Consider the following 23,735-nt stretch of genomic DNA (forward strand, 5'->3'; position numbering starts at 1 on the left):
GCCTACTCCGACCGTGCATCCGATTGTGCGGTACCCACTGCAGCGGCAATGTCCGCGCGCTCCGGATCCGTCACGGACCGCTGTCTCACGTGGTCGAAGAACGAGGCGCACAGTGATTCCGGATTTTCGGCCGTTCTCACGCGGGCACTGTAACTGAGCTGGGGTTGCGCCCGGCCGCCTTCCGGCTCCCACCGAAGTTCCACGGTCTGGGAGAATCTGGTGCGAATTCGATCCATGGCCGCTGCTGGTCGTTCGGAATCGGTGAGGACCACCTGGCACCATGCCGACTCGGCATCTGAGTGCTCGGGATCGCGCAGCAAGTCCTCCAAGTGACCGCGCAGCTGGGCCAGGTGCAGGCCCGCCCGGTGATCGAGAGGTAGCACTTCCGGTTCATTCCCGGCCGTGAACTCCACGAGCCAGGCTCCCTTGGACTGCCCGGTTTCCGAAAACGAATACGCCACGGGTGACCCGCTGTAGCGCACGGACTCGCGAATGGTCTGCCGTCTGTGGATGTGTCCCAGTGCAGCGTAATCATGGGAATCGAAGACATCGGCGCTCACCGTGCCCAGACCGCCGGAATCAATGATGCGTTCGGACTCCGTGGCCGCCGCCCCCGTGACGAAGGCGTGCGCCATCACGACACCTCTGGTGTCGCGGCGCTGCGCGAGGTCCTCCGTGGTAGTACGTGCAACGGTCTGGAGAACCGCCTGATGCGTGGCCTGGCACTCCAACCCAGGAGCCACGGACCGAGGTTCCAGGTACGGGATGCCGTATACCGCAACCGCGTTCTCTCCTGCCTGGCTAGACTCCGCCGTTCCCTGCTTCTCGGAGCTCCCGGTACCACCCGAGAGCGCCGTGTCCGTGACTCCCACTCCCGACTCATCTTCGGTGAAGAGCACCGGGCGGGAGGCGTGATCCAGGCGGGTCCGGAGGAACACGCCACCGTGGGCCATGATTTCCGCGCCGAAACCGAGCCTGGCGGCTGAATCGTGATTTCCGCTCGTCACCACCACGTACGCTCCGGCGCGCCGAATCTTGGCCAGCGTGGTGTTGAGCAGCTCTACGACTTCTGTGCGCGGTTGAGCGCGGTCGTACACGTCACCGGAAATCAGCACGGCATCGACTCGATGCTCCGTCACCCAGTGGACGATCTCGTCCATGGCCCGGGACTGGACGTCCAGGACGTCAACGCCGTGAAAGGTGCGACCCAAGTGCCAGTCGGACGTGTGTAGAAACCTCATGATCGTCAATCTATCCGCCCGCCCCGACACGCATAGGGCGCGCATGACTCACATAGACTCGGTGGCATGCCCGACTCCACTTCCTCGCAGCTGCTCTCCCCCGACCGCGGCATTGCCCCGGCCCATGACACCTACCGCGACTCGGTGACTGCGGTGTTCCGGAGTCTGGCCGTCGCGTCCCTCTCGGCCGCTGATGAACCCGGTGAGCTTGCCCAGTTGGCCGCGCGAACCGCCGACGCCCTCAATGAAGTGGCCGAATGGGCCAATGACGGTCTCTCCGCCGATCCCACGGCCTGCGCGTGGCTTTCCTATCTTCGGTGGGCACGGGCCGCCGGTGCCCGGCCTCCGGCAAGCTCCCCGGTACCTCCGGCCCGTGACTTCGAGAGTGATTTTCCTTTGCTCGCCAGCCCCGGAACTCCCCACGGTGACAGCTTCACCGTCCTGGCCACCGGAGAGTTCGGTGAAGTGGTCCGCCCTATCGACCCGACGACGAACAGCCCCGAAGTCCTAACGCGCAGCATCCCCTACGGTTTGGTCCCCAATCTCGGTTGGAAGGCACTCGTTCCACTCGTGGTCGATGCCGCGGCCATCACTCACGGCGACCCCGAGGCACAGACGGCCGCGGTCGCCACCGCGCTCTCGATCCACGCGAGTGTCAGGGCCCGCGAGACGAACGCGGATGTCTCCCACATCCTCGCGGCCGTGATCGAGGTCTGCGCCGGCATGACTCGCCCCGCACCGAAGACCAACGCACTGCTGCGGATGGTCTCGAAGGTCACGGATCGCGCGGAACTCGGATCCGCCGACGGCGCGTTGTCGCGTGCGGTGACGGACGGCACCGCGGCGTCGTCGGCGTTGGCACTCGGGTTGGCCGCTGCAAAAGTTGCCCAGGTCGATGACGCCGGCAACCAGGACCCGCAAGGCACCGTGGCGCGCGCGCTCGACCTGATCAACGGGCATCCGGCCACGTCAGAAGCTGCGCGTTCCGTGGCAGCCGCGGTGATCGCGGCCCGCTGGGGAACCACGAGCGTTCCGACCGACGACGGGGCCGTGGTCACAGAACTCGACGTACTGGCACGCCAGTGGTGCGATCGCTGGTGCCCGTGACGCACCGCGTCGCGGCCCCGAGCCATTAATCGGTCGCTGCGAACCGGTGGTCTAGAGCTGGGCGCTGAGGATTTTGGTGCCGTAGTGAGCCGCGAGTTCCTCCATGGACTCGGCGGCGCTACGACGAGCCAGGTCCATCACGATGCCCGCGCACGCCTGGGCGTCGGCCAGAGCGTTGTGGTGATTCTCCAGCGGGACTCCCACGGCGTGCGACACGGCCGGGAGTGAGTACGATCTCAACTGGTAGGCCGCACGGGACAGGCGCAAACTGCACGCATAGCGCCACGGACGTGCTGGTTCGCCCACCGCTTGATTGGCGGCCCGGATCACGCCGGTGTCGAAAACCGCATTGTGGGCCACCAGAATCCCGTCCGGATCGTCCGTCTCGAGCCGGTCCACGAGCCATCGCCAGTACTGGCCGTACGACGGTGCGCCCACCACGTCCGTTGGCCGAATACCGTGGACCCTGATATTCCCCGGCTCAAAATGATCGTGGCCCGGCGGCGGACGCAAAAGCGAGTACTGGGTATCAGCGACCTGGCCGTCCGCCACGCGAACTACGCCCACGGCGCAGGCGGATGCGAAGCTACGGTTGGCTGTTTCGAAATCTATGGCTGTGAAACTGACGGGCACGGTGACAGGCTACTGCTCGCCTCAGACACGCTGGCCACGGACTGGTCATTGCCGCCACTGTGACCTTGCTGGGTGGTGTTGGCTCAGGCGTGGACCGATGCGTGTGCTTCGTACCAGTCGTCAGCCTTTTCCACCGCCTGGTTGATCTGCGCGATGTCCAGTTCATGGTGGATCGCGTAGGCGACCGCCTGCAGCGGGAAGATCCTCGAATGCAGCTGCGCACGCTCGAAGTCCTCCGGTGTCGTAGCGTGACGAACACTGTCCCACCCGAACCACAACCCCAGCGACGCGGTGTCGTACGCGGGATCGGACACGCACGCGTGATCCCAGTCGATGACTCCCACCAGCCGGTCGTCCTCCCAGAGCATGTTGTTACCCATGAGGTCGCCGTGAACGAGTTTCGGTTCCACCGTTTCCAGATCCACCAAGTCCTGGATGGCTTCCAACGCGCGCGGACGATTGCTCGGAATCAAACGCGGGATCACCTGGTCGAGCAACACATGGCGACGGCGATGACCACCCCAGTGCTGCCCAGGACGGTCCAACCACGGCGCCGCCTCCGAGACCTCTGCCGAACGTAATTGGTCCAGCACGCTGCCCAGAATACTCGGCGACACCGGGCCGGGATCGCGAGTGGTCCCCGGCAACCAGGTCATGCCCACGGCCGTGTACCGCCCGACATTGAGCACCCGCGTCAACGGCTGAGGCACCGCGAAATCGAAGTCGGGCAACAACGACAACGCTCGCACGCGACGTCGCACGTTCTCTCCCGACGTAGGGTTCTTGGCAATGCGCACGCTCATCACGTGCCCCGCATTCACCACGATGTGCGCGGAACCTCCCGCGTGCACCTCCCAATCGGCACGGCCCACGCTGACTCCCGCTTCGGCCAGCACCGCGTCAACGGCGTCGGCGAACGGAAGATGTCCGCATGCGAATCTCATGACTCAGTCCCCCGAGCCCGGCCGCGGTGGATCATCCCCGGCCGGATCGTCCTGTTCTTCCAGTGCCGCCACGAGGTGCGGCAGCACAGCGTTCATGGCCCGCGCACGATGACTGACCCGGTTCTTCTCCTCCGGGCTCAGTTGGGCGCAGCTCAAACCGTCATAACCGTCCGGGGCGAAGATCGGGTCGTAACCGAACCCGTGCTCACCCACCGGTTCCCGAAGGATCATCCCGGGGAATTCTCCCAACACCACGTGTTCCGCTCCGCCGGGGGTCACCACGGCGGCGGCGCACACGAACTGTGCGCTTCGGTGGTCATCGGGAACATCTCCCAGTTGTGCCAGGAGCAAATTCAGGTTGGCCGTGTCATCACCGTGGCGGCCGGACCAACGCGCCGAGAAGATTCCCGGGGCACCTCCCATGACGTCCACGGCCAGCCCGGAATCGTCCGCGAGCGCAACAAGTCCCGATTCGCGGGCGGCGGCGCGTGCCTTGAGCAGCGCGTTTTCGGCGAAACTCACGCCGTCCTCGACGACGTCGCTCAGCCCAGCAGCGCGCGCGTCGACCACTGCCGTGGCGGCGTCGAGATCAGGCACGGCCGCGGCGACCATGGCTTGGAGCTCGCGAACCTTGCCCTGGTTCTTGGAGGCCAGGACTATCCTGGCCGGTTCCGGGTCAGTGTCCACGGCCCGCCTCCAGCGTTTCCTGCTGAATGGTGGCCAGCTGCGCACATCCCGCGACCGCCAGGTCCAGCAGGACGTCCAATTCTTGTCGATTGAAGGGCGCGCCCTCCGCAGTTCCCTGCACCTCGACGAAGTCTCCGGAGCCGGTGACCACCACGTTCATGTCGGTCTCCGCTCGGACGTCCTCAACGTAGGGCAGGTCCAACATGGGAACGCCGTCGATAATGCCCACGGAGACCGCGGAGACGGTGTCCACCAGGGGCTTGACGTTGGGCTTGATCACGCCGTTGGCGTGGGCCCAAGAAATCGCTTCGGCCAGAGCTACGTATGCTCCGGTGATCGCGGCAGTACGGGTTCCGCCGTCTGCTTGGAGCACGTCGCAGTCCAGAACCACGGTGTTCTCGCCGAGGGCCTTGAGGTCGATGATGGAACGCAGCGCGCGGCCGATCAGTCGAGAGATCTCGTGGGTGCGGCCACCGATCTTGCCCTTGACGGACTCGCGGGCCGAACGAGTAGAGGTGGCGCGCGGCAACATGGCGTACTCGGCCGTGACCCAGCCGCGACCTTCGCCCTTGAGCCAGCGCGGAACGCCTTCGGTCAGGGACGCGGTGCACAGCACGCGGGTGCCGCCGAATTCGATGAGGGCCGAGCCTTCGGCCTGATCGGACCAGCCACGAGTGATGGTGATGGGCCGCAGCTCGTCCACGGCGCGACCGTCGGAACGCACGACGTTCGCGGCAGCCGAATCGGCCACGGCCGTATCAGGGGTGGATCGCTCTCCGACCAGTGTGGAATTTTCTTGTGACGGATCGGTAGGCGAAGTCATATCGCCAGCCTAGTCCGCTGTTGAAGGCCTTGCCAACGCGCCCGAAATGGTGACATTCGCCGGAACCACCTTGTAGGTGTACCCCGGTTCCGCAATACCGACCGGTCCGCTGAACGCGGCAATCCCTTCCTGGCGAGTCCTGGTGGGTGAATTCCACACCGGCAAATGAGTCAGCAGCAGCTGATGCACTTGGGCCTGGGCTGCCGCCTGACCCGCGCGGTAACCCGTGAGGTGGATCCCTCGGAGGTGGTCCTCACGGCCCTCCTCGTAGGCGGCTTCACACAGGAACAGGTCCGCGTCACGTGCGGCATCCACCAACCCGTCGCACGCATCGGTGTCACCGGAATAGGTCAAAACCGAAGACCCCATGGGCCCGTCGAATTCCACGCGCAGCGCGTAGGGCTCGGGGCACGGGTGCTCAACTTGGAACGGGGTGACCGTGAACGGGCCCACGGTGACCGCCTGACGTTCCTGCCACACGTTGAACACGAACTCCGTGTCCATGCTGTGGCCGTCGGGCATTGCATGCGACCGATTGAGATAGTCGTGCAATCCTGACGGCCCGTAGAGCGGAACGCGTCCGGAGTTCCAGCCACGAGGGTCCCACTTGACCGCCACGTGCAGGCCCGCCAGATCCACGCAGTGATCGGGGTGAAGGTGAGTGATCATCACGGCGTCGATGTCTTCCAGCGCGATCTGGCGCTGCAATACGCCCAAGGAGCCATTACCCATATCCAGAATCACGCGCCAGGTACGGCCCTCGTGATCCTCGCCCGTCAACAAATAGCACGACGCAGGAGAGTTGGGACCCGGGAAGCTGCCGGTGTTCCCAATGACGGTCAACATCATGACTGGGGATGCCTTTCGTGGTACCGACTCAACGCTGAGCCGGATGGATCATGGCCAAAGAACCCGTTGGGTACTGTTCGGCCACCGAGGACGTATGACGGACGCGCAGCACCTCGGGTCCGAGGAACCGGCGGGCAAGGACTTCAAAGCTTTCGGGATCACCCGTGGCCAGGAACTCGTGGTGCGGGGTGAGGTTGACGTCGCGTTCCAGGTCGTTGTCCATCAGCGCACGGTAAACATCGCGCGCCGTTTCCTCAGCGGAGGACACCAAATTCACGCTGTCACCCATGACGTAGGAGATCACCGCGGTCAGGAGCGGATAGTGGGTGCACCCAAGAACCAGCGTGTCCACGCCGGCTTCCTTGAGGGGTTCCAGGTAGCCCTGCGCAGCGCGTAGCAGCTCGGGCCCCGTGGTCACCCCGCGCTCGACGTAGTCGACGAATTCGGGGCATGCCACGGAGGTGACCTTCAGGTGAGGCGCTGCGGCGAACGTGTCGTCGTAAGCACGAGATCCCACGGTGGCTTCCGTGCCGATGACACCGATTTTCCCGTTGCGGGTGGTCGCTACTGCGCGCCGAACGGCCGGCTGGATCACCTCGACCACGGGAATGTTGTAGGCCCGGGTGTATCGCTCGCGGGCATCGCGCAGCACCGCGGCGGAGGCGGTGTTACACGCAATCACCAGGAGCTTGACGCCGGAATCGACCAGGTCGTCCATGATGTCCATGGCCAAGGAACGAACCCGAGCAATGGGCAGTGGACCGTACGGCCCGTGCGCGGTGTCCCCCACATACAGGATTTCCTCGTGCGGCAACTGGTCGATGATCGAACGAGCAACGGTCAGTCCACCCACGCCGGAATCGAACACGCCAATGGGCGAGTTCGGATTGGGGCCTGAAGTGTTCACGTGCTCATCCTGCATATCGAAAGACAGTAATGGTCCGCGCCGATTTTCCCTATCCGAGCCGCCGACAGGTGGACACACTCCGCGACACAGTCGTCACCGGATCCAGCACCAGTACCGCGAGAAACTGAGAAAATCGGCACAATGTGCCCGTCCAAGGTAACGGAAACTACGGTTCGTGACGTCGCACAATGCAACACATGCGAGACATCTCACAGTGTCGCGGAGTTCATCCGGGTGCCGTCAGAGCGTCTTGAGCAACGCATTCATGAGCGACTCCTGCAGCCAGGACACAAAGTTGTAGACGACCGCCATGTAGTCGTGGATGTCCTCCACTTCCCCGAAATCGACCTGCTCGCCGATCCGCTCGGCGTCCTCCGAGGTCGTGATGCCCAAGCGGGAAGCCAACACCAGCCGGATGTCGTTGAGCGAGCGCGCGAAATCCTGAGCCTGTTCCACGGTCAGGGTCACGGGGTCCGATTCCAGCGCCAACGACGACGCCTTCAGGGCCCCGATCTTCGCTTCGCGTAGTGACCGGTCGGTGAGTCGGCGGAACTCTTCGGCTTGTTCGGGGTCCGACGACGCCGCCGGCAGCAACCTTTTCAGGGCCGGGTCGGTGGGTTCGCTGACGTCTTGATCAATGCCGACCATGGCGGCCAGTGGATCCTCGTCGGGTCGGGCCTCAGGTTGAAGGGTTTCAGCCACGTCCGAGAAGAGCTTCTGGAGCAATTGCACTTCCGGTGCCTCGAAACGCCCGACGATGCCCTTGCGGGTCTTCTTGAATCCGTGTGCCATCAGTTGTGATCCGCCCGTTCGTACGTGGCCCACAGGCCGTATCCGTGCAGGGCACTCACGTGGGTCTCTGCTTCCTCGAGTGTTCCGGACGCCACGATCGAGCGCCCGTTGTGATGGACCTCGAGCATGAGCTTGCGTGCCTTCCCATCCGAATAACCGAAGTAGGAGCGGAACACGTACACCACGTAGCTCATGAGATTGACGGGGTCGTCCCACACCACCACATTCCACGGAACGTTGAGCATCGTGTGAGTCTCGGGGTTTTCCGTCAGTACCGGAGTCTCGGCGGGAGCCGCACTCATGAGGACGGGCGCGCACCGGGCACGCTCATATAAGGGAGTGAAAATCATGGTGTGCCCATCGTATCCGTCAGCCGCGGATGTGCGCAGTGAGCCGATCCCATTAGGCTGGGAGCGTGAATGAGCGCAGCTACCCATGGGAACCCAGTCCGACCTCCCTCATGACGGACCACTACGAGCTCACCATGCTCCAGGCCGCATTGCGAGCGGGTACGGCCTCGCGACGCAGCGTGTTCGAGGTGTTTGCCCGCCGCCTTCCCAATGGCCGCCGTTACGGTGTGTTCGCCGGGGTGGGTCGAGTGTTGGAAGGGCTCGAGAAGTTCCGTTTCTCCGAGGATCAGTTGCGGTTCTTGCGGGACACCAACGTGGTGGATCAGAAGACCATCGAGTACCTCGAGAATTTCCGCTTCACCGGTCAGATCCGCGGTTACGCGGAGGGTGAGGTGTACTTCCCTCATTCACCGCTGCTGACGGTCGAATCCTCCTTTGCAGAGGCCTGTGTTCTCGAGACCTACATTCTCTCCGTGCTCAATTTCGATTCCGCCGTGGCGTCCGCAGCATCCCGCATGATCGGTGCGGCCGGTGATCGTCCGTGCATCGAAATGGGATCCCGCCGTGCGCACGAAGAAGCCGCCGTGGCAGCAGCTCGCGCGGCCGTCATTGCAGGGTTCGCCTCGACCTCCAATCTGGAAGCCGGTTATCGCTACGGAGTGAAGACCGTGGGCACTGCGGCCCACTCGTTCACGCTGTTGCACGACACGGAAGAACAAGCCTTCCGCGCACAGATCGATGCGCTGGGTATCGGCACCACCCTGCTCGTGGACACCTATGACGTGGAGAACGCCGTGAGGCTGGCGGTGGACATTGCCGGCCCGGATCTGGGTGGCGTGCGCCTGGATTCCGGAGATCTGGTCACCCAGGCCTCCGCAGTGCGTTCCCTGTTGGACATGCTCGGTAACACGAACACCAAGATCACCGTGACGAGTGACCTGGATGAATACGCGATCGCCGCGTTGCGTGCGGCCCCCGTGGATTCCTACGGCGTGGGAACGCGCCTGGTCACAGGCTCCGGTGCCCCCACGTCGTCCATGGTCTACAAGCTCGTGGCTCGTGAGGGAACCTCGGGAACCATGGAACCCGTGGCCAAGGCGTCGTCGGGTAAGGCCTCGGTGGGCGGCGAGAAGTTTGCGCTGCGCCGTCGTAATGATGCGGGCGTGGCCACCCGGGAAATCGTGGGGATTTCCCACGAACCCACCGATGACGGCGACGACCGCGAGCTGCTGGTCGACTACGTGACCGGCGGTGAACTACGCGACGGCTACGTGGGTGCCCAGGCCGTGGAACGTGCCCGCGAGCGCCACGCACAATCCATGGCCGAACTTCCCCGCGCCGCCCGCCGATTGTCCGAGGGTGAACCTGTGATCCCCACGGTCATCGAACCCGGAACCGCACACTGATCAAGGAGGCACCCGTGCGCACAGCACTCATCATCGTTGACGTTCAGAACGACTTCTGTGAGGGCGGCAGCCTGGCCGTGACCGGCGGCGCCGCGGTCGCCGCACAGATCTCGGAATTCCTGGAGGACCACCACACCGATTACCAGGTGGTCGCCGCGACGCAGGACTGGCACATCGATCCGGGATCTCATTTCAGTGACGACCCGGACTTCGTGTCCAGCTGGCCGGTGCACTGCGTGGCCGAGACCGAAGGAGCCGAGACCCACTCGAACTTCGACACCGACTACGTCACGGAATTCTTCCGCAAGGGTGCCTACGACGCCGCCTACTCCGGTTTCGAAGGCCTGTCCGCACCGGACGTGGACGTCCCCATGGGTGAGGACCCCGAGGACGCCGATGAGGAACGGATCAGCCTGGACGACTGGCTTCAGGAGCACGACATCGAAGCCGTGGACGTCGTGGGGCTCGCCCTCGACTACTGCGTGCAGGCCACAGCGAAGGACGCCGTGGACGCCGGCTACGAGACCCGGGTGTTGCTCCCGCTGACCGCTCCCGTGGCCAAGGAGTCCGGCGAGGGCGCCACCGCGGAACTCGCGGACGCCGGTGTCGCGGTGGTCGAGCACCTCGACTGAGGTGCCCTGACCCGCACTGAGCCTGAAGCATTAGGCCCCCGGTGACCACAGGACAATGGCTCCGAACCATCAGGTTCGGAGCCATTGTCGTGGTCGGTCCGTTCGGTGCCCGAGAGGGACACCGGGACAATTACTTCCGTCCGATGAACCACCGTTGCAGCAGGGCTAACCGTGCTGTGATTTGATCCTCGCTCGCCTGAGCGACCGCCGGGCCACCGCACTTCTCACGCAATTGATTGTGGATGATGCCGTGCGGAGTTCCGGTGCGCGCGGACCACGCGGACACGTTCTTGGACAGTTGGGATCGCAGTTCTTTCAGTCGACGGTGATCCGGCACCGCGGGCGCGGGCGGTTCCGCCGGTGCGTCGCCGGAGCGCCGCTGGGCATGGCGGGTCTGCCGTTCGCGCAGCAAAGTGGAGACCTGCTCGGCGTCGAGCAGTCCCGGGATGCCCAGGAAATCGGCCTCCTCCTCGGAGCCCACGGCCACGCCGCCACCGAACGCGCCGCCGTCGAAGAGTACGCCGTGGAACGAAGCATCGGAATCCAGGGCCTCGAAGTTGCCTTGGGCCAAGGAGCTCGACGCTTTCTCCTCGCGGTTGGCTTCCTCCAGCAGGTCGTCGTCCCAGCCGCTCTCCATGGGTTGATCGAAATCAACCACGCCGGGCATGTTCTTGGGTTTGTCGAGCGCGTGGTCGCGCTCCTCCTCCATGGAGTTGGCGAGCCCCATGAGAGCTGGGACGGAGGGCAGGAACACGGACGCCGTCTCGCCGCGTTTTCGCGCGCGCACGAAACGGCCAACGGCCTGCGCGAAGAACAGCGGGGTGGAGGTCGACGTCGCGTACACGCCCACCGCCAACCGAGGGACGTCCACGCCCTCGGACACCATGCGCACGGCCACCATCCACCGCTCTTCCGATTCCGAGAACTCGTCGATCTTGTTCGACGCGGTCTTGTCGTCGGAGAGCACCACGGTGGGCCGCCGGCCGGTGATGAGGGTGAGCTGCTCGGCGTACGCCTTGGCGTCCTCATGGTCGGTCGCGATCACCAGCCCACCGGCATCCGGTACCGTGCGGCGGACCTGGGTCAACCGTTGATCCGCGGCCTGCAGGACGGACGGGATCCAGTGTCCGTTGGGATCCAGCGCTGTGCGCCACGCCTGCGAGGTGATGTCCTTGGTGAACCCCTCCCCCAGCTGGGCGGCCATTTCCTCACCGGCGGAGGTGCGCCAGCGCATTTGCCCCGAGTACGCCATGAAAATCACCGGGCGCACCACGTGGTCCTTGAGCGCGTCCCCGTAGCCGTAGGTGTAATCAGCGGTGGAACGGCGGATTCCTTCCCGGTCCTCCGCATAGGTCACGAACGGGATGGGCGAGGTGTCGGAACGGAACGGGGTACCGGTCAGCGCCAGACGACGCGCGGCGGGTTCGAACGCTTCGCGCAGACCGTCGCCCCAGGACAGGGCGTCGCCGGCGTGGTGAATCTCGTCCATGATCACCAGGGTGCGCCCGGCCTCGGTGCGCGCCCGATGCAACAGGGGTTTGTTGGCCACCTGCGCGTAGGTCACGGCGGCCCCCATGTAGGCGGAGCCGTGGCTGCCGTCCGCGTTCTTGAAATTGGGGTCCAGTGCGAGTCCCACGCGCGCGGCGGCGTCGGCCCACTGGCGCTTGAGGTGCTCGGTGGGGGTGACCACGGTGATGCGCTGGATCTTGCCCGAATCGTGGAGTTTCTTGGCCACCGTCAACGCGAAGGTCGTCTTACCGGCTCCCGGCGTTGCAACCGCCATGAAATCTCGCGGCTGGGCTTCCTCGTAGCGTCGGATGGCCTCCGCCTGCCACGCACGCAGCTTGGGCGCCGTACCCCACGCCGCGCGATCCGGGTACGCCGGCGGCAGGTCCGCCGCCGCTCCGAACAGGTCTAGTTGATCGCCTTCAGACACGTAGTGCTCGTCCTCTCCGCGTACGTACCGCGCGGTTCTCCGGGCGCGACGACGCCGCGTGGTCCCGCACAGCGCAAGGCGCCCGCGAGCGCGGGCGCCGCCGGTCACGCGACCGATGGGCCCGCGCGACGAATTCTGTGATTAATGCTGAGTGCTCTTGGTGCTTAGTTGTTGTTGTCCGAGTCGTCCTTGCCCGGGCGGAGACCCTGATAAATCTCCTTGCACGCGGGGCAGACGGGGAACTTCTGGGGATCGCGACCGGGCAACCACACCTTGCCGCACAGGGCGATCACGGGTTCACCGGACAGCGCAGATTCCATGATCTTTTCTTTGCGCACGTAGTGGGAGAACCGTTCGTGATCGCCGGGTTCCTGCAGCTGACGCGTGTCCTCGCGCTCAATGGTGGAGGTGCCTCCCACGGTGTCCGGCTTGCGGCCGAACAGGCCGTTGGTCACCGTGGAGCGGTGCTCAACGGTGGTGCCAGTGCTCATCGATGCTGCGGTGTTCTCCATGGCCGACAGTCTACCCCCGGGTCCGGACACGACTCAGCGCCCAGGCTCTGAAAGAACTCTGGACGCTGAGGCGTTGCGGGTGCTGTTTGCCCGGCGACCGTTAGGGAACGGCGCCTTGGAGGCAGGTTACGGAAGCACGGTGCGAAAGGGCCGGTGTGAGCAATCCGACCATCAGCCTCGCTACCGGTACTGCGCCACCTCCTGCAGCAGCTCCGGACCGCGGCGGTCCAGCCACTTGCCGCCGAGCACGATGCCCAGCCAGAAGATCCCCAGGCCTTCCACGATGCCCACGGCCAACGCGAGCCAGCCCCACATGGCCTCGCCGGACACCACCTGGACGATCACCAGGATCACCGGGGGAAGCGCCATGAGCGCCACGGCTGCCAGGATGACAAACTGAATGATCACGTTGAGCAACGTGTAACCCTGCGGGGTCTTCATCGGGGAAGCACCCGGGGGTGGCACGGGGTACGTGTACCGGGCGGACATGACCGACACCACCCCGGCGCCGGCCAACAGCAGGGCGGCACAAATGCCGATCATGCCGGGTAGGTAGGCCCAGCCGCCCGTGCGGATCATGGTCAGCGCCAGCATCGCGATTAGGAACGGCACGGCGATGCAGAACATGGCCAGCGCCCTGCCCAGGCGATCGTCGCTTCCCTTGACCGGTGCCAGGAGATGCAATGTGAAGGCGGTGTTGTCATAGCCCACATCCGCGGAAATCGAGTACGCCATGAGCAGCGCGACGAAACACGCCAGTGCCCAGATGGGTCCGGTTCCATCCCCGCTGATGAACCAGAAGGCCGCGGCCATGGCCGGAAGGATCAACAACGTGGCCGAGTATCGGGGGTCCTTGAACCAGTAGGTCAGGCAACGAGCCATCACGGCGCCCCATCCAGTGGCGGGCAGTCGGCCGAACAGGCCCACCCCGGACACCGACTTGGAACCGGACCGGGCGGCGTCGCCGGTGGCATCCGACAGCGCGCGGCGCAGAGCAACCCGCCAGACGACAGCGAGCAGCACGAGCGTGGCCAAGGAGATGGCCAATCGTGCGAGCGCCGTGACCCACTGGCCGTCAGCGACGTCGGCGGGAATGGCCCACGCGGCACCCAAGGGCGTCCAGGCGAGGTACCCTGCCCAGGTCGGGAGCTGTTCCCACACCTGGTCGATACCGCGACCGATCAGCGCGAACAACGGACCCAACAACACCACGAGGCCCAGCAGGACGATCGAGATGATTTCACCGGCGCGGCGCTGCTTGTTGAAGTTTGCGGACAGGGCGGTGACGGCCCGGGACCCGGTGAACGCCAACAACAACCCCAGTAGTGCGCACGGAAGAGCGACGGCCAGGGCAAGACCCGATGCCCGCCACGAGGTAATCCACGCCGCCGTGATCAGGAGCGTTGCAATACCCGGGATACCGATCACGGCCCCCAGGATCTGTCCGATCTGGATCCCGGAAATACGCAGCGGGAACAGCGCCAGTCGCGACGGATCCAGGCTGGAATCCGCCTTGGAACTCACAACAGGGATGATCCACCATCCCAGGAGCAACACCGTGCCGAAGAAGACGGCCACGGTGCGGATCACTTCCGGCGACTCGTTGGCCACCATGAACAGTCCAGAGCCGAATGATCCCACGATGAACAGCATGTACAGGGCGCCCAGAATGGTGCCGACCAGGATCCATGTGCTGCGCGTGAGGGTGTTGATCAGCAGGTGCCATTTCAGCGCTGCCAGGCGCAGGCCCTCGGTGAGCGGACCAATGGAACGCGCGTGCGTCGACGGACCGGAGGGGCCGGTGGGTCGCAGTGACTCGGGGGCTACATCAACCGTGCCCTGCGAGGACGGGTCCGCCCAGGGAGCGCCGGAGTTCTCGGTGGTTTCTGGTGAATTCACTCGGGTCGAAGCCATGACAGGCCCTCCCCCGCGTCCGTGCGGCCGCCCACGAGATCGACGAAGCGATCCTCGAGGGACATCTCACCGCGTACTTCATCGACCGTGCCCTGCGCGAGGACCCGACCGTTGTCCATGACCGCCACGTGATCACACATGCGCTGGACCAGGTCCATCACGTGACTCGATACCACCACGGTGCCGCCGGCCTGGGTGTACTGATGCAGGATGGCACGGATATTGGCGGCGGAGACCGGGTCCACCGATTCGAAGGGTTCGTCCAGCACGAGCAATGCCGGTGCGTGAATCATGGCCGCCGCGAGCGCGATCTTCTTGGTCATACCGGCCGAGTAGTCCTGGACCTGCTTGCCCGCGGCGTCCTGAAGATCCATCGCGCGGATGAGATCCTCCGTGCGATCCTTGACCAGTTCGCGATCCATACCACGCAGCAGGCCCGAGTAGGTCACGAGCTGGCGACCGGTCAGTCGGTCAAACAAGTGGGTTCCGTCCGGCAGCACACCCATGCGCCGCTTGGCGGCGACGGAGTCCGCCCAGACATCTACGGGTTGGTCCTGGCTGCCGCCTCCCACCCAGACCTTGCCTGCGGTGGGCCGCAAGAGGCCGGTGCCCATGGACAGTGTGGTGGTCTTACCCGCGCCGTTACGTCCTACGAGCCCGTAGAACGAACCACGAGGAACGTGGAGATTGACCCGATCCGCAGCCGGCCGCGCCCCGGGGCCGGGGTGGCCGTACACCTTGGTCAGGTCTTGGATCAGAAGTGCTGGGTTCGGTGCGAGTGGTTGCGGAGGTTGCTCCGCGGGCCTGGAACTGTGCGCGTGGATGCTCATGCCTCCAGCCTATGAACCACTCGTGTGACACACATCCCCCGCCGGTGTGATTTCGAGGCCTGCCGTGTCATCCCGTGGCGTGACAGAAGCCCACCCGGGTCGCGCTCCCGTACATCTTTTCGAAAGAGAACGAGGGCCCATACCTAAGTACAGGCCCTCGTTCTGGCGATCACCCTGATGGCACTCAGGTCGTCGCGGCTGAGCTTAGAACAACGCCCGCATCAGCTGCCCACGAGCGGTCGTGACGCGCGGGTCCTCGGAACCGACCACGTCGAACAGTTCCACCAGGCGTTCACGCACGGTGTCCTTGTCATCGCCGAAGGTCGTCCGTACCAGCTGCAACAAGCGACGGAACGCATCCTCCACGTGGCCACCGGACACGTCCAGATCGGCCACGTCCAGCGCCGCTTGGATGTTCTGCTGGTCGTCGGCCGCAGCCTGTCGTACGGCGTTGGCGTCCATGGCGCTGACGCGCTGGAGCAGGTGCACCTGGGCCAGGGCCAGTTTGGCATCCTTGTCGCCCGGGTTCTCGGCCAGAGCCTGGTTGTAGCTTGCCTCCGCGCCGTCCAGATCGCCGGCTTCGAGCTTGTCGAGGGCTTCCTGGTGCAGCGGAGGCAACTGCTTGGGTGTCGCAGCAGTGGTAGGTTCGGCGGTTCCGGTCACCCCGTTCTGCGCGGCCAACGTGAGCAACTCGTCGAAAAGCTGCCGCATCTGCTCCGCGGGAACAGTCGAATTCACGAGGGGCACGGCCTGACCGCCCAGCATGGCCACGACCGTGGGAACGGTCTGGGCCTGGAACACCTGCGCGACCTGTTGTTCCTTGGACGCGTCCACGGTGCCCAGCAACAACTTGCCCTGGTAGCTGTCCACCAGCTGCGCCAGGGTTTCCACGAAGGTCTCGGATTCGGGGCTCTGCGGCGCGTACAGGGCCACAACCACGGGCACGGTCGCCGACTGTTCGGCGTACTTCTGGAAATCCTGCGCGGTGATGCTCACGCGGTAGCTGGCACCCTCGCCACCACCGGTCGACGGCGCCGCCCCGGGGCCTGCCGCTCCCCCGGTCTGCATGGTGCCGAGGTCCATGGCTCCGCGCACGGACGCCGGCACGGCTTGCTCCTGCGCCTCGGGCTGGCGCTGCTGGCCTGATTGCTGCGGGAATTCACTCATGCTCGATCTCCTCCGGAGTCTCGTCCTCGCGTGTCCGGGCCCATCGTCTCGAATGAGTCGTTGTCGGACCGCGTTCTGCGTTCACTACAGCCATTATCGCCACGCGCGCCACGACTGCCCCAATACAGGCGTGCGTTGTACGCTTCCGGCGTGACCACACCACCTTTGCCGCCGGAGAAGTCTTCCCAAAGATTCCGTCCGTCGCGCCATCGATTCGATGTGCCCCCGGAACCGGGTATCACTCCCGGTGCCGCCCCGGCACCTCGCCGCGCCCCGTGGGACAAAGGACTGTTCGCCGGAGGCCATCCGGTTCAGACCGGTTTCTTCCTGACCCTGGGCGTCGGAATCGCCCTGCTCGGTTTCTATGTTCTGACCAACGTGGGCAGTCTGGCCGGTTGGGTGGTCACCGCGGCCTTCATTGCGCTGGGGTTGGATCCCATTGTGCGCTGGCTCGAAGCCCGCGGACTACCTCGACCCTTGGCGGTCTCCGCCGTCATCCTCGCATTAGCCCTGGCCATGACGGCATTCATCGTGTTGGTCGTGCCCCGCATGGTGAATCAGGCCCAACAGTTCATGGGCACCATTCCCCAGCTGGTCAACCAGTTCATGGGGTCCTCGTTCTTCGAAGCTTTGGACGAGCGCTTCAACATTGCCGCCACTTTCGAACAGACCGTGGCCTCGTGGCAGACCCAGCTCTCCACCAACCAAGATCTGCTGGGCGGTATGTTCGGCTCGGTCGTGAGCGTGGGTGGTGTGGTGATCAACGCGGTCACGGGGACGATCATCGTGATGGCCCTGTCCTTGTACTTCCTCTTCTCCCTTCCCATGGCCAAGGCCTGGGGCTACCGGTTGGCGCCGGCCAGCCGCCGCGCGCGGGTCCAGCGGCTCGGTGACCAAATGATCAATGGCGTGGGCAACTACGTGGTCGGCCAGGCGTGCGTTGCCGTCATCAACGCCTCCGTGGCCTTCATCCTGATGACGGTCACGGGTGTCCCCTACGCCACGCTGCTCGTGCTGTTCGTTGCGGTGCTCGCGTTCATCCCCCTGGTGGGCGGGGTGCTCGCGGGCATCCTGGTCACTCTCTTCGCCATCCTGGGCGGCTGGGACACGGTGCTTCCGTTCGCCCTGTGCTATTTCGCCTACCTTCAGATCGAGGCGTACTTCGTCTCGCCCCGCATCATGAAACGCGCCGTGGCGGTCCCGGGTGCAGTGGCCGTGATCGCCGTGGCCGCAGGCGGTGCCCTGTGGGGAATCCTGGGTGCGGTCATCGCCATCCCCACGGCCGCCGCCGGCCTGCTCCTGGTTCGGGAAGTCTTCGTCCCGCGCCAGGACGCGCGCTAGCGACCCCACGCCGACGACGCCGCTCGGCCCGGTCCCGGGGTAGCCCCACCTCATGCGCCGATCACCCACACCACAGCCTCAGTGCCTCCAGTGCACCGGCTTGGCATGTGCGGCGCGAAACCCCATGACAGCGGCCGAGCGACGTCGTACGCACCCGGGTGCGCGCCGCGGTCCCCGGGGCGATAGGCTTGCCCGGTGCGATTGGTAATAGCTGACTGTTCCGTGCGGTACGAAGGCCGCCTCAACGCCCTCCTACCCCTGGCCCGACGCCTGCTCATGCTCAAGGCGGACGGGTCCGTGCTGGTGCATTCCGACGGCGGTTCCTACAAGCCGTTGAACTGGATGAGCCCGCCCGCCAAACTGCACGTGGGCGAGCCGACGCCCGAGCAGATCGAGGAGGGTGTGCGCGAATCCTGGATCGTGCAGGCGGCCAAGTCCGACGACCGCCTGCTGATCGACATCTACGAGATCCACGATGACATCGGCCACGACCTGGGGGTTGATCCCGGTCTCATCAAGGACGGCGTGGAGGCCGATCTGCAGCGATTGCTGGCCGAACAAATCACACTGCTCGGCGACGATTTCTCCCTGGTGCGCCGGGAGTATCCCACGGCCATCGGGCCGGTGGACATCCTCGCCCGCGACGGTTCCGGCGCCAGCGTGGCGGTGGAGCTCAAACGCCGCGGCGACATCGACGGCGTGGAGCAACTCACCCGCTATCTCGAACTGCTCAACCGCGATCCCCTGCTGCGTCCGGTGCGCGGTGTCTTCGCTGCCCAACAGATCAAACCGCAGGCCCGCACCCTGGCTCACGACCGGGGCATTGAATGTGTGACCTTGGACTACGAGGAAATGCGCGGCAACGTGGACACCCAATCGCGGCTCTTCTAGGCACGATGGTTACCGGTGGGTAGGTAAACAACCTGTGAATGGCCAGCGACTTTTGTGATCAGCAGACTGACTGCTGTTGACCTTGCTCGCCGGGTGTGTGAAGCTAGTACCGTTCTTCGCTTCATGTTTTACATGCTCGCAGGAATGGTAGCGAGCGTGAAGTTCTGACTGGCGCTGTGGCGCAACATCTAGTGAGCCGCATCCACAGCCTTCTCGCGGTACCTGTTCAGGTGTACAACAACAAGTACACGAATTTATTTACTCCAGAAGGAGCGCCCCATTATGGCTCAGGGCACCGTTAAGTGGTTCAACGCAGAAAAAGGCTTCGGCTTCATTACCCCGGACGACGCTGAGGGTGACGTTTTCGTTCACTACAGCGAAATCCAGACCGGTGGATTCCGCACTCTCGAAGAGAACCAGCGCGTCGAGTTCGAAATCGGTCAGGGCCAGAAGGGCCCCCAGGCTACCGGCGTGACTGTCATCTGATAGTTTCACCCCGAACAAAACCCCGCATCCAGGTGGATGCGGGGTTTTGTGTTTGTCGGCTTCGACCACCGGGCGCAAGGCCGGGTTAGAAGCGGAGAACGCAGGCTCTCGCTCTCGGGCTCACGGGGCCGGGGCGCGTGTAGCTCAGGTCCCCGATCGAGCACTACTGAGACTCCAGCGGGTTATTTAGAACAGACCGCCCACAATGCGCCGCTGAACCTTGGCTCCAGCGTTGGAGAGTCGGTCCACGAAGTGCTCGTAGCCACGATCGATGTGTTCCACGCCGGAGACTTCCGTGACACCAGTGGCGGCCATCCCGACGATCGCCAGGGCGGCGCCCGCGCGAATGTCCTTGGCCTCGACCGGAGCGCCGGACAACTGTTCCGCCGGAAGCCCGTCCACGCGGGCGTGGTGGCCGTCCAATCGGACCCGGGCACCCAGCCGCTCCAACTCTGCGGTGAAGCCCCAGCGGGCCTCGAAGACGTTTTCCGTGACCATACCCGAGCCCTCCGCCACGGCGTTCAGGGCAACGACGAAGGGCTGCAGATCCGTGGGGAACCCGGGATAAGGCAGTGTGGACACGTTGATCGCCGTGGGACGTTCGGGGCCCTGAACGATGAAACGTCCCTGCGACGTGTCGATGGTGCAGCCAGCACCGCGCAGCTTTTCCAAAACCATCGTCAGGTGCGCCGGCTCGGCACCTACGATCTCGACCCGGCCACCCGTAACGGCAGCAGCGAAGGCCCACGTGCCGGCCACGATGCGGTCCGGAACGGTGCGGTGGGTCACCGGATGCAACTTGTGGGCGCCCTCGATCGTGATGGTGCTGGTACCCAGTCCGTCGATGTGGGCACCCATGGCCTGCATCATGCGACCGATGTCCACGATCTCCGGTTCCCGTGCTGCGTTCTCCAGCACGGTGACACCGTCCGCCAGTGCGGCGGCCATCATCAGGTTCTCCGTGGCACCCACCGACGGGTAGTCCAGGTGATAGGTGGTGCCGTGCAGGTTGTCCGCTACGGAGGCTCGCAGGAAGCCCTTCTCGATGCTCAGTTTCGCGCCCATGGCCTCGAGCCCGGCGCGGTGCATGTCAAGCCCGCGTGAGCCAATGGCGTCACCGCCCGGAAGAGCGACTTCCGCGCGATGACAGCGAGCAACCAGGGGACCCAAGACGGAGATGGAGGCGCGCATGGCACGAACCAGATCGTAATCAGCCTGGTGTCCTAGGACCTCGGGAACATCGATATCCACGGTCTGCTGTGCCGGGTCATAACGAACCGTGCACCCCAACCGACGCAACAGCTCCGCCATGATGGTGACGTCCTGGATTTCAGGGACGTTCGTGATGGTCGACTCCCCCGATGCCAGCAAGGTAGCAGCCATCAACTTGAGCACACTGTTCTTGGCCCCCGATACCGGGAGCACGCCGGACACCTTGGTGGGTCCGTGAACCTCGATCTTCTCTTCCATGGGTCCTCCAGATCACGCGGTCGAGACCACGCTCAAAGACTGCACGAGCCCCCGTACCCAAAAGGTACGGGGGCCACGATGCACGGTTCCAGCTACGAACTAATTACTCGGACTCGGACTGTCCGTCGAAATTGACCTCGTCCGCGACAACCGTCACGCGATTGCTGTCGACCGAGATGAATCCCGAATCAATGTGACCGCTCAGACGGCCGCCGTCCACGCGCTCGACAGCGAACTCGCCCGGCTTGAGCAGTCCCGCAACGGACTCGTGCCCGGGGAGGATGCCAATGTCACCCTCCGTGGTGCGAACACGAACCATCTTCGCGGTACCTGCCCAGATCTTGCGGTCCAGGGCAACGACCTCAACGATGAGCTCAGCCATGATTACTTCTCGCCGGTCTGGGACTTGATCTCGTCCCAGCGCTGCATGACGTCATCGAGGCCACCCACGTTGTAGAACGCCTGTTCCGGAACGTGGTCCAGCTCGCCGTCACAGATCTTGCCGAAGGCTTCAATGGTCTCCTCGAGGGGAACCGTGGAGCCTTCCACACCGGTGAACTGCTTAGCGGTGTAGGTGTTCTGGGAGAGGAACTGCTCGATGCGACGGGCGCGGGACACCACGACCTTCTGCTCTTCGGAGAGTTCTTCGACACCCAGGATGGCAATGATGTCCTGGAGTTCCTTGTTCTCCTGCAGGATGCCCTTGACGCGCGTTGCGACGTCGTAGTGGGCCTGACCCACGTACTGCGGGTCCAGGATGCGGGAGGTCGAGGACAGCGGGTCGATAGCCGGGTACAGACCACGCGACGCGATTTCACGGGACAGCTCGGTGGTGGCGTCCAAGTGCGCGAAGGTGGTGGCCGGAGCCGGGTCGGTGTAGTCATCCGCGGGCACGTAAATGGCCTGCATCGACGTAATCGAGTGTCCACGGGTCGAGGTAATGCGCTCCTGGAGCACACCCATCTCGTCCGACAGGGTGGGCTGGTAGCCCACGGCAGAGGGGATACGACCCAGCAGGGTCGAGACCTCGGAGCCGGCCTGCGTGAAACGGAAGATGTTGTCGATGAACAGCAGCACGTCCTGGTTCTGAACATCGCGGAAGTACTCCGCCATGGTCAGCCCGGACAGAGCCACGCGCAGTCGAGTTCCAGGCGGCTCATCCATCTGGCCGAACACCAAGGCGGTGTCCTTGAGCACGCCGGCTTCTTCCATCTCGACCCACAGGTCGTTACCCTCACGGGTACGCTCACCCACACCGGCGAACACGGAGGTACCGCCGAAGTTACGAGCCACACGGGTGATCATTTCCTGGATCAGCACGGTCTTGCCCACACCGGCACCACCGAACAGACCGATCTTACCGCCCTTGATGTAGGGGGTCAGAAGGTCGATGGACTTGATGCCGGTTTCCATCATTTCCGTGGAACCCTCGAGCTCCGCGAAGGACGGCGCCTTGCGGTGAATGGGCCAACGGTCCTGGACATCCAGCTCTTCGATGGGCAGATCCAGCGAGTCACCCAGCACATTGAAGATGTGGCCCTTGACCACGTCGCCAACGGGCACGGAGATCGGTGCGCCGGAGTCCTTGACCTGGGTACCGCGCACCAGACCGTCGGTCTGCTGCAGGGAGATGGCGCGAACCATGTTGTCGCCCAGGTGCTGTGCGACCTCGAAAGTGATCTTGCGAGGTTCACCGTTGAACTCGTAGTCGGCGGTCAACGCGTTGTAGACACCGGGAACCTGGTTCTCAGGGAACTCGACGTCGACCACAGGGCCGATCACTCGGGCGACTCGGCCGGTCGCGCCGCCCGAGACCGGCTGAGCGGCCTGTTCATTGATAGTGGCAGTCATTTCTCTCACTTCATTTCGGCGGTGGGTAGTGGCTGAGCCGTGATCAGAGGGCTTCGGCGCCACTGACGATTTCGGTCAGCTCGGTGGTGATCTCGGCCTGGCGGGCGTTGTTCATCAAACGGGTGTACTTCTTGATGAGCTCATCCGCGTTGTCGCCGGCGGCCTTCATGGCGCGCTGGCGGGAAGCCAGCTCGCTGGAGGCCGCGTGGCACAGGGTCGAGTAGATACGAGACTTGATGTAGCGCGGCAGGATCTCGTTGAGGAACTCCTCCGGGTTCGGTTCGAACTCGAAGTTGTTGTTCGTCTCCTCGAGATCCTGGTAATCCTCGGACACTTCGTCCCCGAGGTCATTGGCGTCAACGACCTCGAGAGGAAGCAGGCGGAGCACGCGCGGCTCCTGAGTCACCATGGACTTGAACGCCGTGTACACCAGGTGGATCTCGTCCACGCCACCGTCGTCGTAGCTTGCGCTGATGTCGCCGAGCAGACGCTCGGTCAGTTCCTCAGCACGCTCGGGGTTGGCGTTGTCGGTGTCGCCCGTCCAGAACTCGTCGTAATCGCGGCGACGAAAATCGAAGTACGCCTTGGCTTTACGACCCACCAGATAGACCCGAACCTCGCGGCCCTCCGAGTTCAGCATCTCCAGCAAACCCTCCGCGCGCTTGAGCACGTTGGAGGAGTAGGAGCCGGCCAAACCGCGGTCGGACGTGAAGATCACCACCGCAGAACGACGAACGTCGTCCACGGTCGAGGTCAACGGGTGGGAAATGTTGTGCTGAGACGCGATCTGGGAGACCGCACGGGTCAGCGCATTGGCGTACGGGTACGCCGCTTCGAGGCTCTGACGGGATTTGTTGATGCGCGAAGTCGCGATCATCTCCATCGCCTTGAAGATCTTCTTCATTGACGAGGTAGACGTGATCTTCTGTCGGTAGACCCGAATCTGCGCTCCCATGAAACTTCCTT

The 23,735-nt window shown here is 64.3% G+C and carries 24 protein-coding genes; 6 read left to right on the forward strand and 18 right to left on the reverse strand.

Translation table 11 applies throughout. The features are described from left to right. Window positions 1-2 precede the first annotated feature (2 nt). Complete coding sequence (locus tag CKW39_RS06420; protein WP_095797327.1) at window positions 3-1,241, reverse strand: exonuclease SbcCD subunit D; 1,239 nt, start codon at window positions 1,239-1,241, stop codon at window positions 3-5. A 66-nt stretch (window positions 1,242-1,307) separates the two neighbouring features. On the opposite strand from CKW39_RS06420, the gene CKW39_RS06425 reads away from it, so the two are divergent. After that, window positions 1,308-2,348, forward strand: coding sequence for an ADP-ribosylglycohydrolase family protein (locus CKW39_RS06425; protein ID WP_095797328.1), 1,041 nt, complete (start codon window positions 1,308-1,310; stop codon window positions 2,346-2,348). Between the two features lie 51 nt (window positions 2,349-2,399). On the opposite strand, the gene CKW39_RS06430 is transcribed toward CKW39_RS06425, so the two are convergent. The 8 genes from CKW39_RS06430 to clpS all read right to left on the reverse strand — a co-directional run bounded on the left by CKW39_RS06430 (window position 2,400) and on the right by clpS (window position 8,285). Next, window positions 2,400-2,981, reverse strand: coding sequence for a 3'-5' exonuclease (locus CKW39_RS06430; protein WP_095797329.1), 582 nt, complete (start codon window positions 2,979-2,981; stop codon window positions 2,400-2,402). Window positions 2,982-3,064: 83 nt separating this feature from the next. Further along, window positions 3,065-3,925, reverse strand: coding sequence for a phosphotransferase family protein (locus CKW39_RS06435; protein WP_095797330.1), 861 nt, complete (start codon window positions 3,923-3,925; stop codon window positions 3,065-3,067). Window positions 3,926-3,928: 3 nt separating this feature from the next. Further along, window positions 3,929-4,612, reverse strand: coding sequence for an RdgB/HAM1 family non-canonical purine NTP pyrophosphatase (gene rdgB / locus CKW39_RS06440; RefSeq protein WP_095797331.1), 684 nt, complete (start codon window positions 4,610-4,612; stop codon window positions 3,929-3,931). Further along, the gene (rph, locus tag CKW39_RS06445) at window positions 4,602-5,435 is read right to left on the reverse strand and encodes a ribonuclease PH (protein ID WP_305778357.1); all 834 of its coding nucleotides are present in this window, start codon (window positions 5,433-5,435) and stop codon (window positions 4,602-4,604) included. The genes rdgB and rph overlap by 11 nt, the downstream gene beginning before the upstream one ends. 9 nt (window positions 5,436-5,444) lie before the next feature. Then, complete coding sequence (locus tag CKW39_RS06450; RefSeq protein ID WP_095797333.1) at window positions 5,445-6,284, reverse strand: MBL fold metallo-hydrolase; 840 nt, start codon at window positions 6,282-6,284, stop codon at window positions 5,445-5,447. 28 nt (window positions 6,285-6,312) lie between these two features. Continuing rightward, window positions 6,313-7,206, reverse strand: a complete 894-nt coding sequence (gene murI, locus CKW39_RS06455) for a glutamate racemase (RefSeq protein ID WP_095797334.1) — start codon at window positions 7,204-7,206, stop codon at window positions 6,313-6,315. A gap of 225 nt (window positions 7,207-7,431) precedes the next feature. Continuing rightward, complete coding sequence (locus tag CKW39_RS06460) at window positions 7,432-7,983, reverse strand: DUF2017 domain-containing protein (protein WP_095797335.1); 552 nt, start codon at window positions 7,981-7,983, stop codon at window positions 7,432-7,434. Further along, window positions 7,983-8,285, reverse strand: a complete 303-nt coding sequence (gene clpS / locus CKW39_RS06465) for an ATP-dependent Clp protease adapter ClpS (RefSeq protein WP_095797336.1) — start codon at window positions 8,283-8,285, stop codon at window positions 7,983-7,985. Before clpS ends, CKW39_RS06460 begins: the two co-directional genes overlap by 1 nt. A gap of 113 nt (window positions 8,286-8,398) precedes the next feature. Here clpS and CKW39_RS06470 point away from each other — a divergent pair, with 113 nt between their 5' ends. Together CKW39_RS06470 and CKW39_RS06475 are read left to right on the forward strand one after the other, a co-directional pair. Continuing rightward, window positions 8,399-9,739: a nicotinate phosphoribosyltransferase gene (locus tag CKW39_RS06470; protein WP_095797337.1), complete on the forward strand. Its 1,341-nt coding sequence runs from the start codon at window positions 8,399-8,401 to the stop codon at window positions 9,737-9,739. A gap of 14 nt (window positions 9,740-9,753) precedes the next feature. Next, window positions 9,754-10,371: an isochorismatase family protein gene (locus CKW39_RS06475; RefSeq protein ID WP_095797338.1), complete on the forward strand. Its 618-nt coding sequence runs from the start codon at window positions 9,754-9,756 to the stop codon at window positions 10,369-10,371. Between the two features lie 130 nt (window positions 10,372-10,501). Here CKW39_RS06475 and CKW39_RS06480 read toward each other — a convergent pair whose 3' ends face one another. The 5 genes from CKW39_RS06480 to CKW39_RS06500 form a co-directional block, all read right to left on the reverse strand. Continuing rightward, the gene (locus CKW39_RS06480) at window positions 10,502-12,307 is read right to left on the reverse strand and encodes a DEAD/DEAH box helicase (RefSeq protein ID WP_095797339.1); all 1,806 of its coding nucleotides are present in this window, start codon (window positions 12,305-12,307) and stop codon (window positions 10,502-10,504) included. A 164-nt stretch (window positions 12,308-12,471) separates the two neighbouring features. Next, window positions 12,472-12,819: a DUF3039 domain-containing protein gene (locus tag CKW39_RS06485; protein ID WP_371514613.1), complete on the reverse strand. Its 348-nt coding sequence runs from the start codon at window positions 12,817-12,819 to the stop codon at window positions 12,472-12,474. A gap of 180 nt (window positions 12,820-12,999) precedes the next feature. Further along, window positions 13,000-14,733 carry a hypothetical protein gene (locus tag CKW39_RS06490; RefSeq protein ID WP_254049313.1) on the reverse strand — a complete coding sequence of 578 codons (1,734 nt, stop codon included), beginning with the start codon at window positions 14,731-14,733 and terminating at the stop codon, window positions 13,000-13,002. Then, the gene (locus tag CKW39_RS06495; RefSeq protein ID WP_095797340.1) at window positions 14,715-15,563 is read right to left on the reverse strand and encodes an ABC transporter ATP-binding protein; all 849 of its coding nucleotides are present in this window, start codon (window positions 15,561-15,563) and stop codon (window positions 14,715-14,717) included. Before CKW39_RS06495 ends, CKW39_RS06490 begins: the two co-directional genes overlap by 19 nt. Window positions 15,564-15,767: 204 nt before the next feature. Continuing rightward, a complete protein-coding gene (locus tag CKW39_RS06500) occupies window positions 15,768-16,730 on the reverse strand; it encodes a co-chaperone YbbN (protein WP_095797341.1) in 963 nt (320 codons plus the stop codon). Window positions 16,731-16,880: 150 nt separating this feature from the next. Between CKW39_RS06500 and CKW39_RS06505 the strand changes: the two genes are divergently transcribed. The 3 genes from CKW39_RS06505 to CKW39_RS06515 all read left to right on the forward strand — a co-directional run bounded on the left by CKW39_RS06505 (window position 16,881) and on the right by CKW39_RS06515 (window position 19,448). Next, the gene (locus CKW39_RS06505) at window positions 16,881-18,071 is read left to right on the forward strand and encodes an AI-2E family transporter (RefSeq protein ID WP_238663252.1); all 1,191 of its coding nucleotides are present in this window, start codon (window positions 16,881-16,883) and stop codon (window positions 18,069-18,071) included. A gap of 195 nt (window positions 18,072-18,266) precedes the next feature. Next, window positions 18,267-18,962 carry an endonuclease NucS gene (nucS, locus tag CKW39_RS06510; protein ID WP_095797342.1) on the forward strand — a complete coding sequence of 232 codons (696 nt, stop codon included), beginning with the start codon at window positions 18,267-18,269 and terminating at the stop codon, window positions 18,960-18,962. Window positions 18,963-19,244: 282 nt separating this feature from the next. Further along, window positions 19,245-19,448 (forward strand): cold-shock protein, encoded by a 204-nt coding sequence (locus CKW39_RS06515; RefSeq protein ID WP_095797343.1) that lies wholly within the window; start codon window positions 19,245-19,247, stop codon window positions 19,446-19,448. Window positions 19,449-19,634: 186 nt separating this feature from the next. Here CKW39_RS06515 and murA read toward each other — a convergent pair whose 3' ends face one another. From murA to CKW39_RS06535, 4 genes are all read right to left on the reverse strand, one after another. Continuing rightward, window positions 19,635-20,918: a UDP-N-acetylglucosamine 1-carboxyvinyltransferase gene (murA, locus tag CKW39_RS06520; protein ID WP_095797344.1), complete on the reverse strand. Its 1,284-nt coding sequence runs from the start codon at window positions 20,916-20,918 to the stop codon at window positions 19,635-19,637. A 103-nt stretch (window positions 20,919-21,021) separates the two neighbouring features. Then, complete coding sequence (locus tag CKW39_RS06525; protein WP_095797345.1) at window positions 21,022-21,300, reverse strand: F0F1 ATP synthase subunit epsilon; 279 nt, start codon at window positions 21,298-21,300, stop codon at window positions 21,022-21,024. A gap of 2 nt (window positions 21,301-21,302) precedes the next feature. After that, entirely contained in the window at window positions 21,303-22,769 is a 1,467-nt protein-coding gene (atpD, locus tag CKW39_RS06530) for a F0F1 ATP synthase subunit beta (protein ID WP_095797346.1), read from the reverse strand. A gap of 43 nt (window positions 22,770-22,812) precedes the next feature. Beyond that, window positions 22,813-23,724: a F0F1 ATP synthase subunit gamma gene (locus CKW39_RS06535; RefSeq protein WP_095797347.1), complete on the reverse strand. Its 912-nt coding sequence runs from the start codon at window positions 23,722-23,724 to the stop codon at window positions 22,813-22,815. Window positions 23,725-23,735 lie beyond the last annotated feature (11 nt).

It is taken from the genome of Kocuria sp. WRN011 (assembly GCF_002295155.1).
In the GTDB taxonomy this organism is placed as follows: domain Bacteria; phylum Actinomycetota; class Actinomycetes; order Actinomycetales; family Micrococcaceae; genus Kocuria; species Kocuria carniphila.

Excerpts from the sequence above, each read along its gene's own strand:
- CKW39_RS06495 (WP_095797340.1), bottom strand. The coding sequence starts at position 15,563 with ATGAGCATCCACGCGCACAGTTCCAGGCCCGCGGAGCAACCTCCGCAA.
- CKW39_RS06485 (WP_371514613.1), bottom strand. The coding sequence starts at position 12,819 with ATGGAGAACACCGCAGCATCGATGAGCACTGGCACCACCGTTGAGCAC.
- CKW39_RS06460 (WP_095797335.1), bottom strand. The coding sequence starts at position 7,983 with ATGGCACACGGATTCAAGAAGACCCGCAAGGGCATCGTCGGGCGTTTC.
- CKW39_RS06535 (WP_095797347.1), bottom strand. The coding sequence starts at position 23,724 with ATGGGAGCGCAGATTCGGGTCTACCGACAGAAGATCACGTCTACCTCG.
- CKW39_RS06435 (WP_095797330.1), bottom strand. The coding sequence starts at position 3,925 with ATGAGATTCGCATGCGGACATCTTCCGTTCGCCGACGCCGTTGACGCG.
- clpS (WP_095797336.1), bottom strand. The coding sequence starts at position 8,285 with ATGAGTGCGGCTCCCGCCGAGACTCCGGTACTGACGGAAAACCCCGAG.
- CKW39_RS06490 (WP_254049313.1), bottom strand. The coding sequence starts at position 14,733 with ATGGCTTCGACCCGAGTGAATTCACCAGAAACCACCGAGAACTCCGGC.
- CKW39_RS06525 (WP_095797345.1), bottom strand. The coding sequence starts at position 21,300 with ATGGCTGAGCTCATCGTTGAGGTCGTTGCCCTGGACCGCAAGATCTGG.
- murA (WP_095797344.1), bottom strand. The coding sequence starts at position 20,918 with ATGGAAGAGAAGATCGAGGTTCACGGACCCACCAAGGTGTCCGGCGTG.
- CKW39_RS06450 (WP_095797333.1), bottom strand. The coding sequence starts at position 6,284 with ATGATGTTGACCGTCATTGGGAACACCGGCAGCTTCCCGGGTCCCAAC.
- murI (WP_095797334.1), bottom strand. The coding sequence starts at position 7,206 with ATGCAGGATGAGCACGTGAACACTTCAGGCCCCAATCCGAACTCGCCC.
- CKW39_RS06500 (WP_095797341.1), bottom strand. The coding sequence starts at position 16,730 with ATGAGTGAATTCCCGCAGCAATCAGGCCAGCAGCGCCAGCCCGAGGCG.
- CKW39_RS06515 (WP_095797343.1), top strand. The coding sequence starts at position 19,245 with ATGGCTCAGGGCACCGTTAAGTGGTTCAACGCAGAAAAAGGCTTCGGC.
- CKW39_RS06420 (WP_095797327.1), bottom strand. The coding sequence starts at position 1,241 with ATGAGGTTTCTACACACGTCCGACTGGCACTTGGGTCGCACCTTTCAC.
- atpD (WP_095797346.1), bottom strand. The coding sequence starts at position 22,769 with ATGACTGCCACTATCAATGAACAGGCCGCTCAGCCGGTCTCGGGCGGC.
- rph (WP_305778357.1), bottom strand. The coding sequence starts at position 5,435 with ATGACTTCGCCTACCGATCCGTCACAAGAAAATTCCACACTGGTCGGA.
- CKW39_RS06425 (WP_095797328.1), top strand. The coding sequence starts at position 1,308 with ATGCCCGACTCCACTTCCTCGCAGCTGCTCTCCCCCGACCGCGGCATT.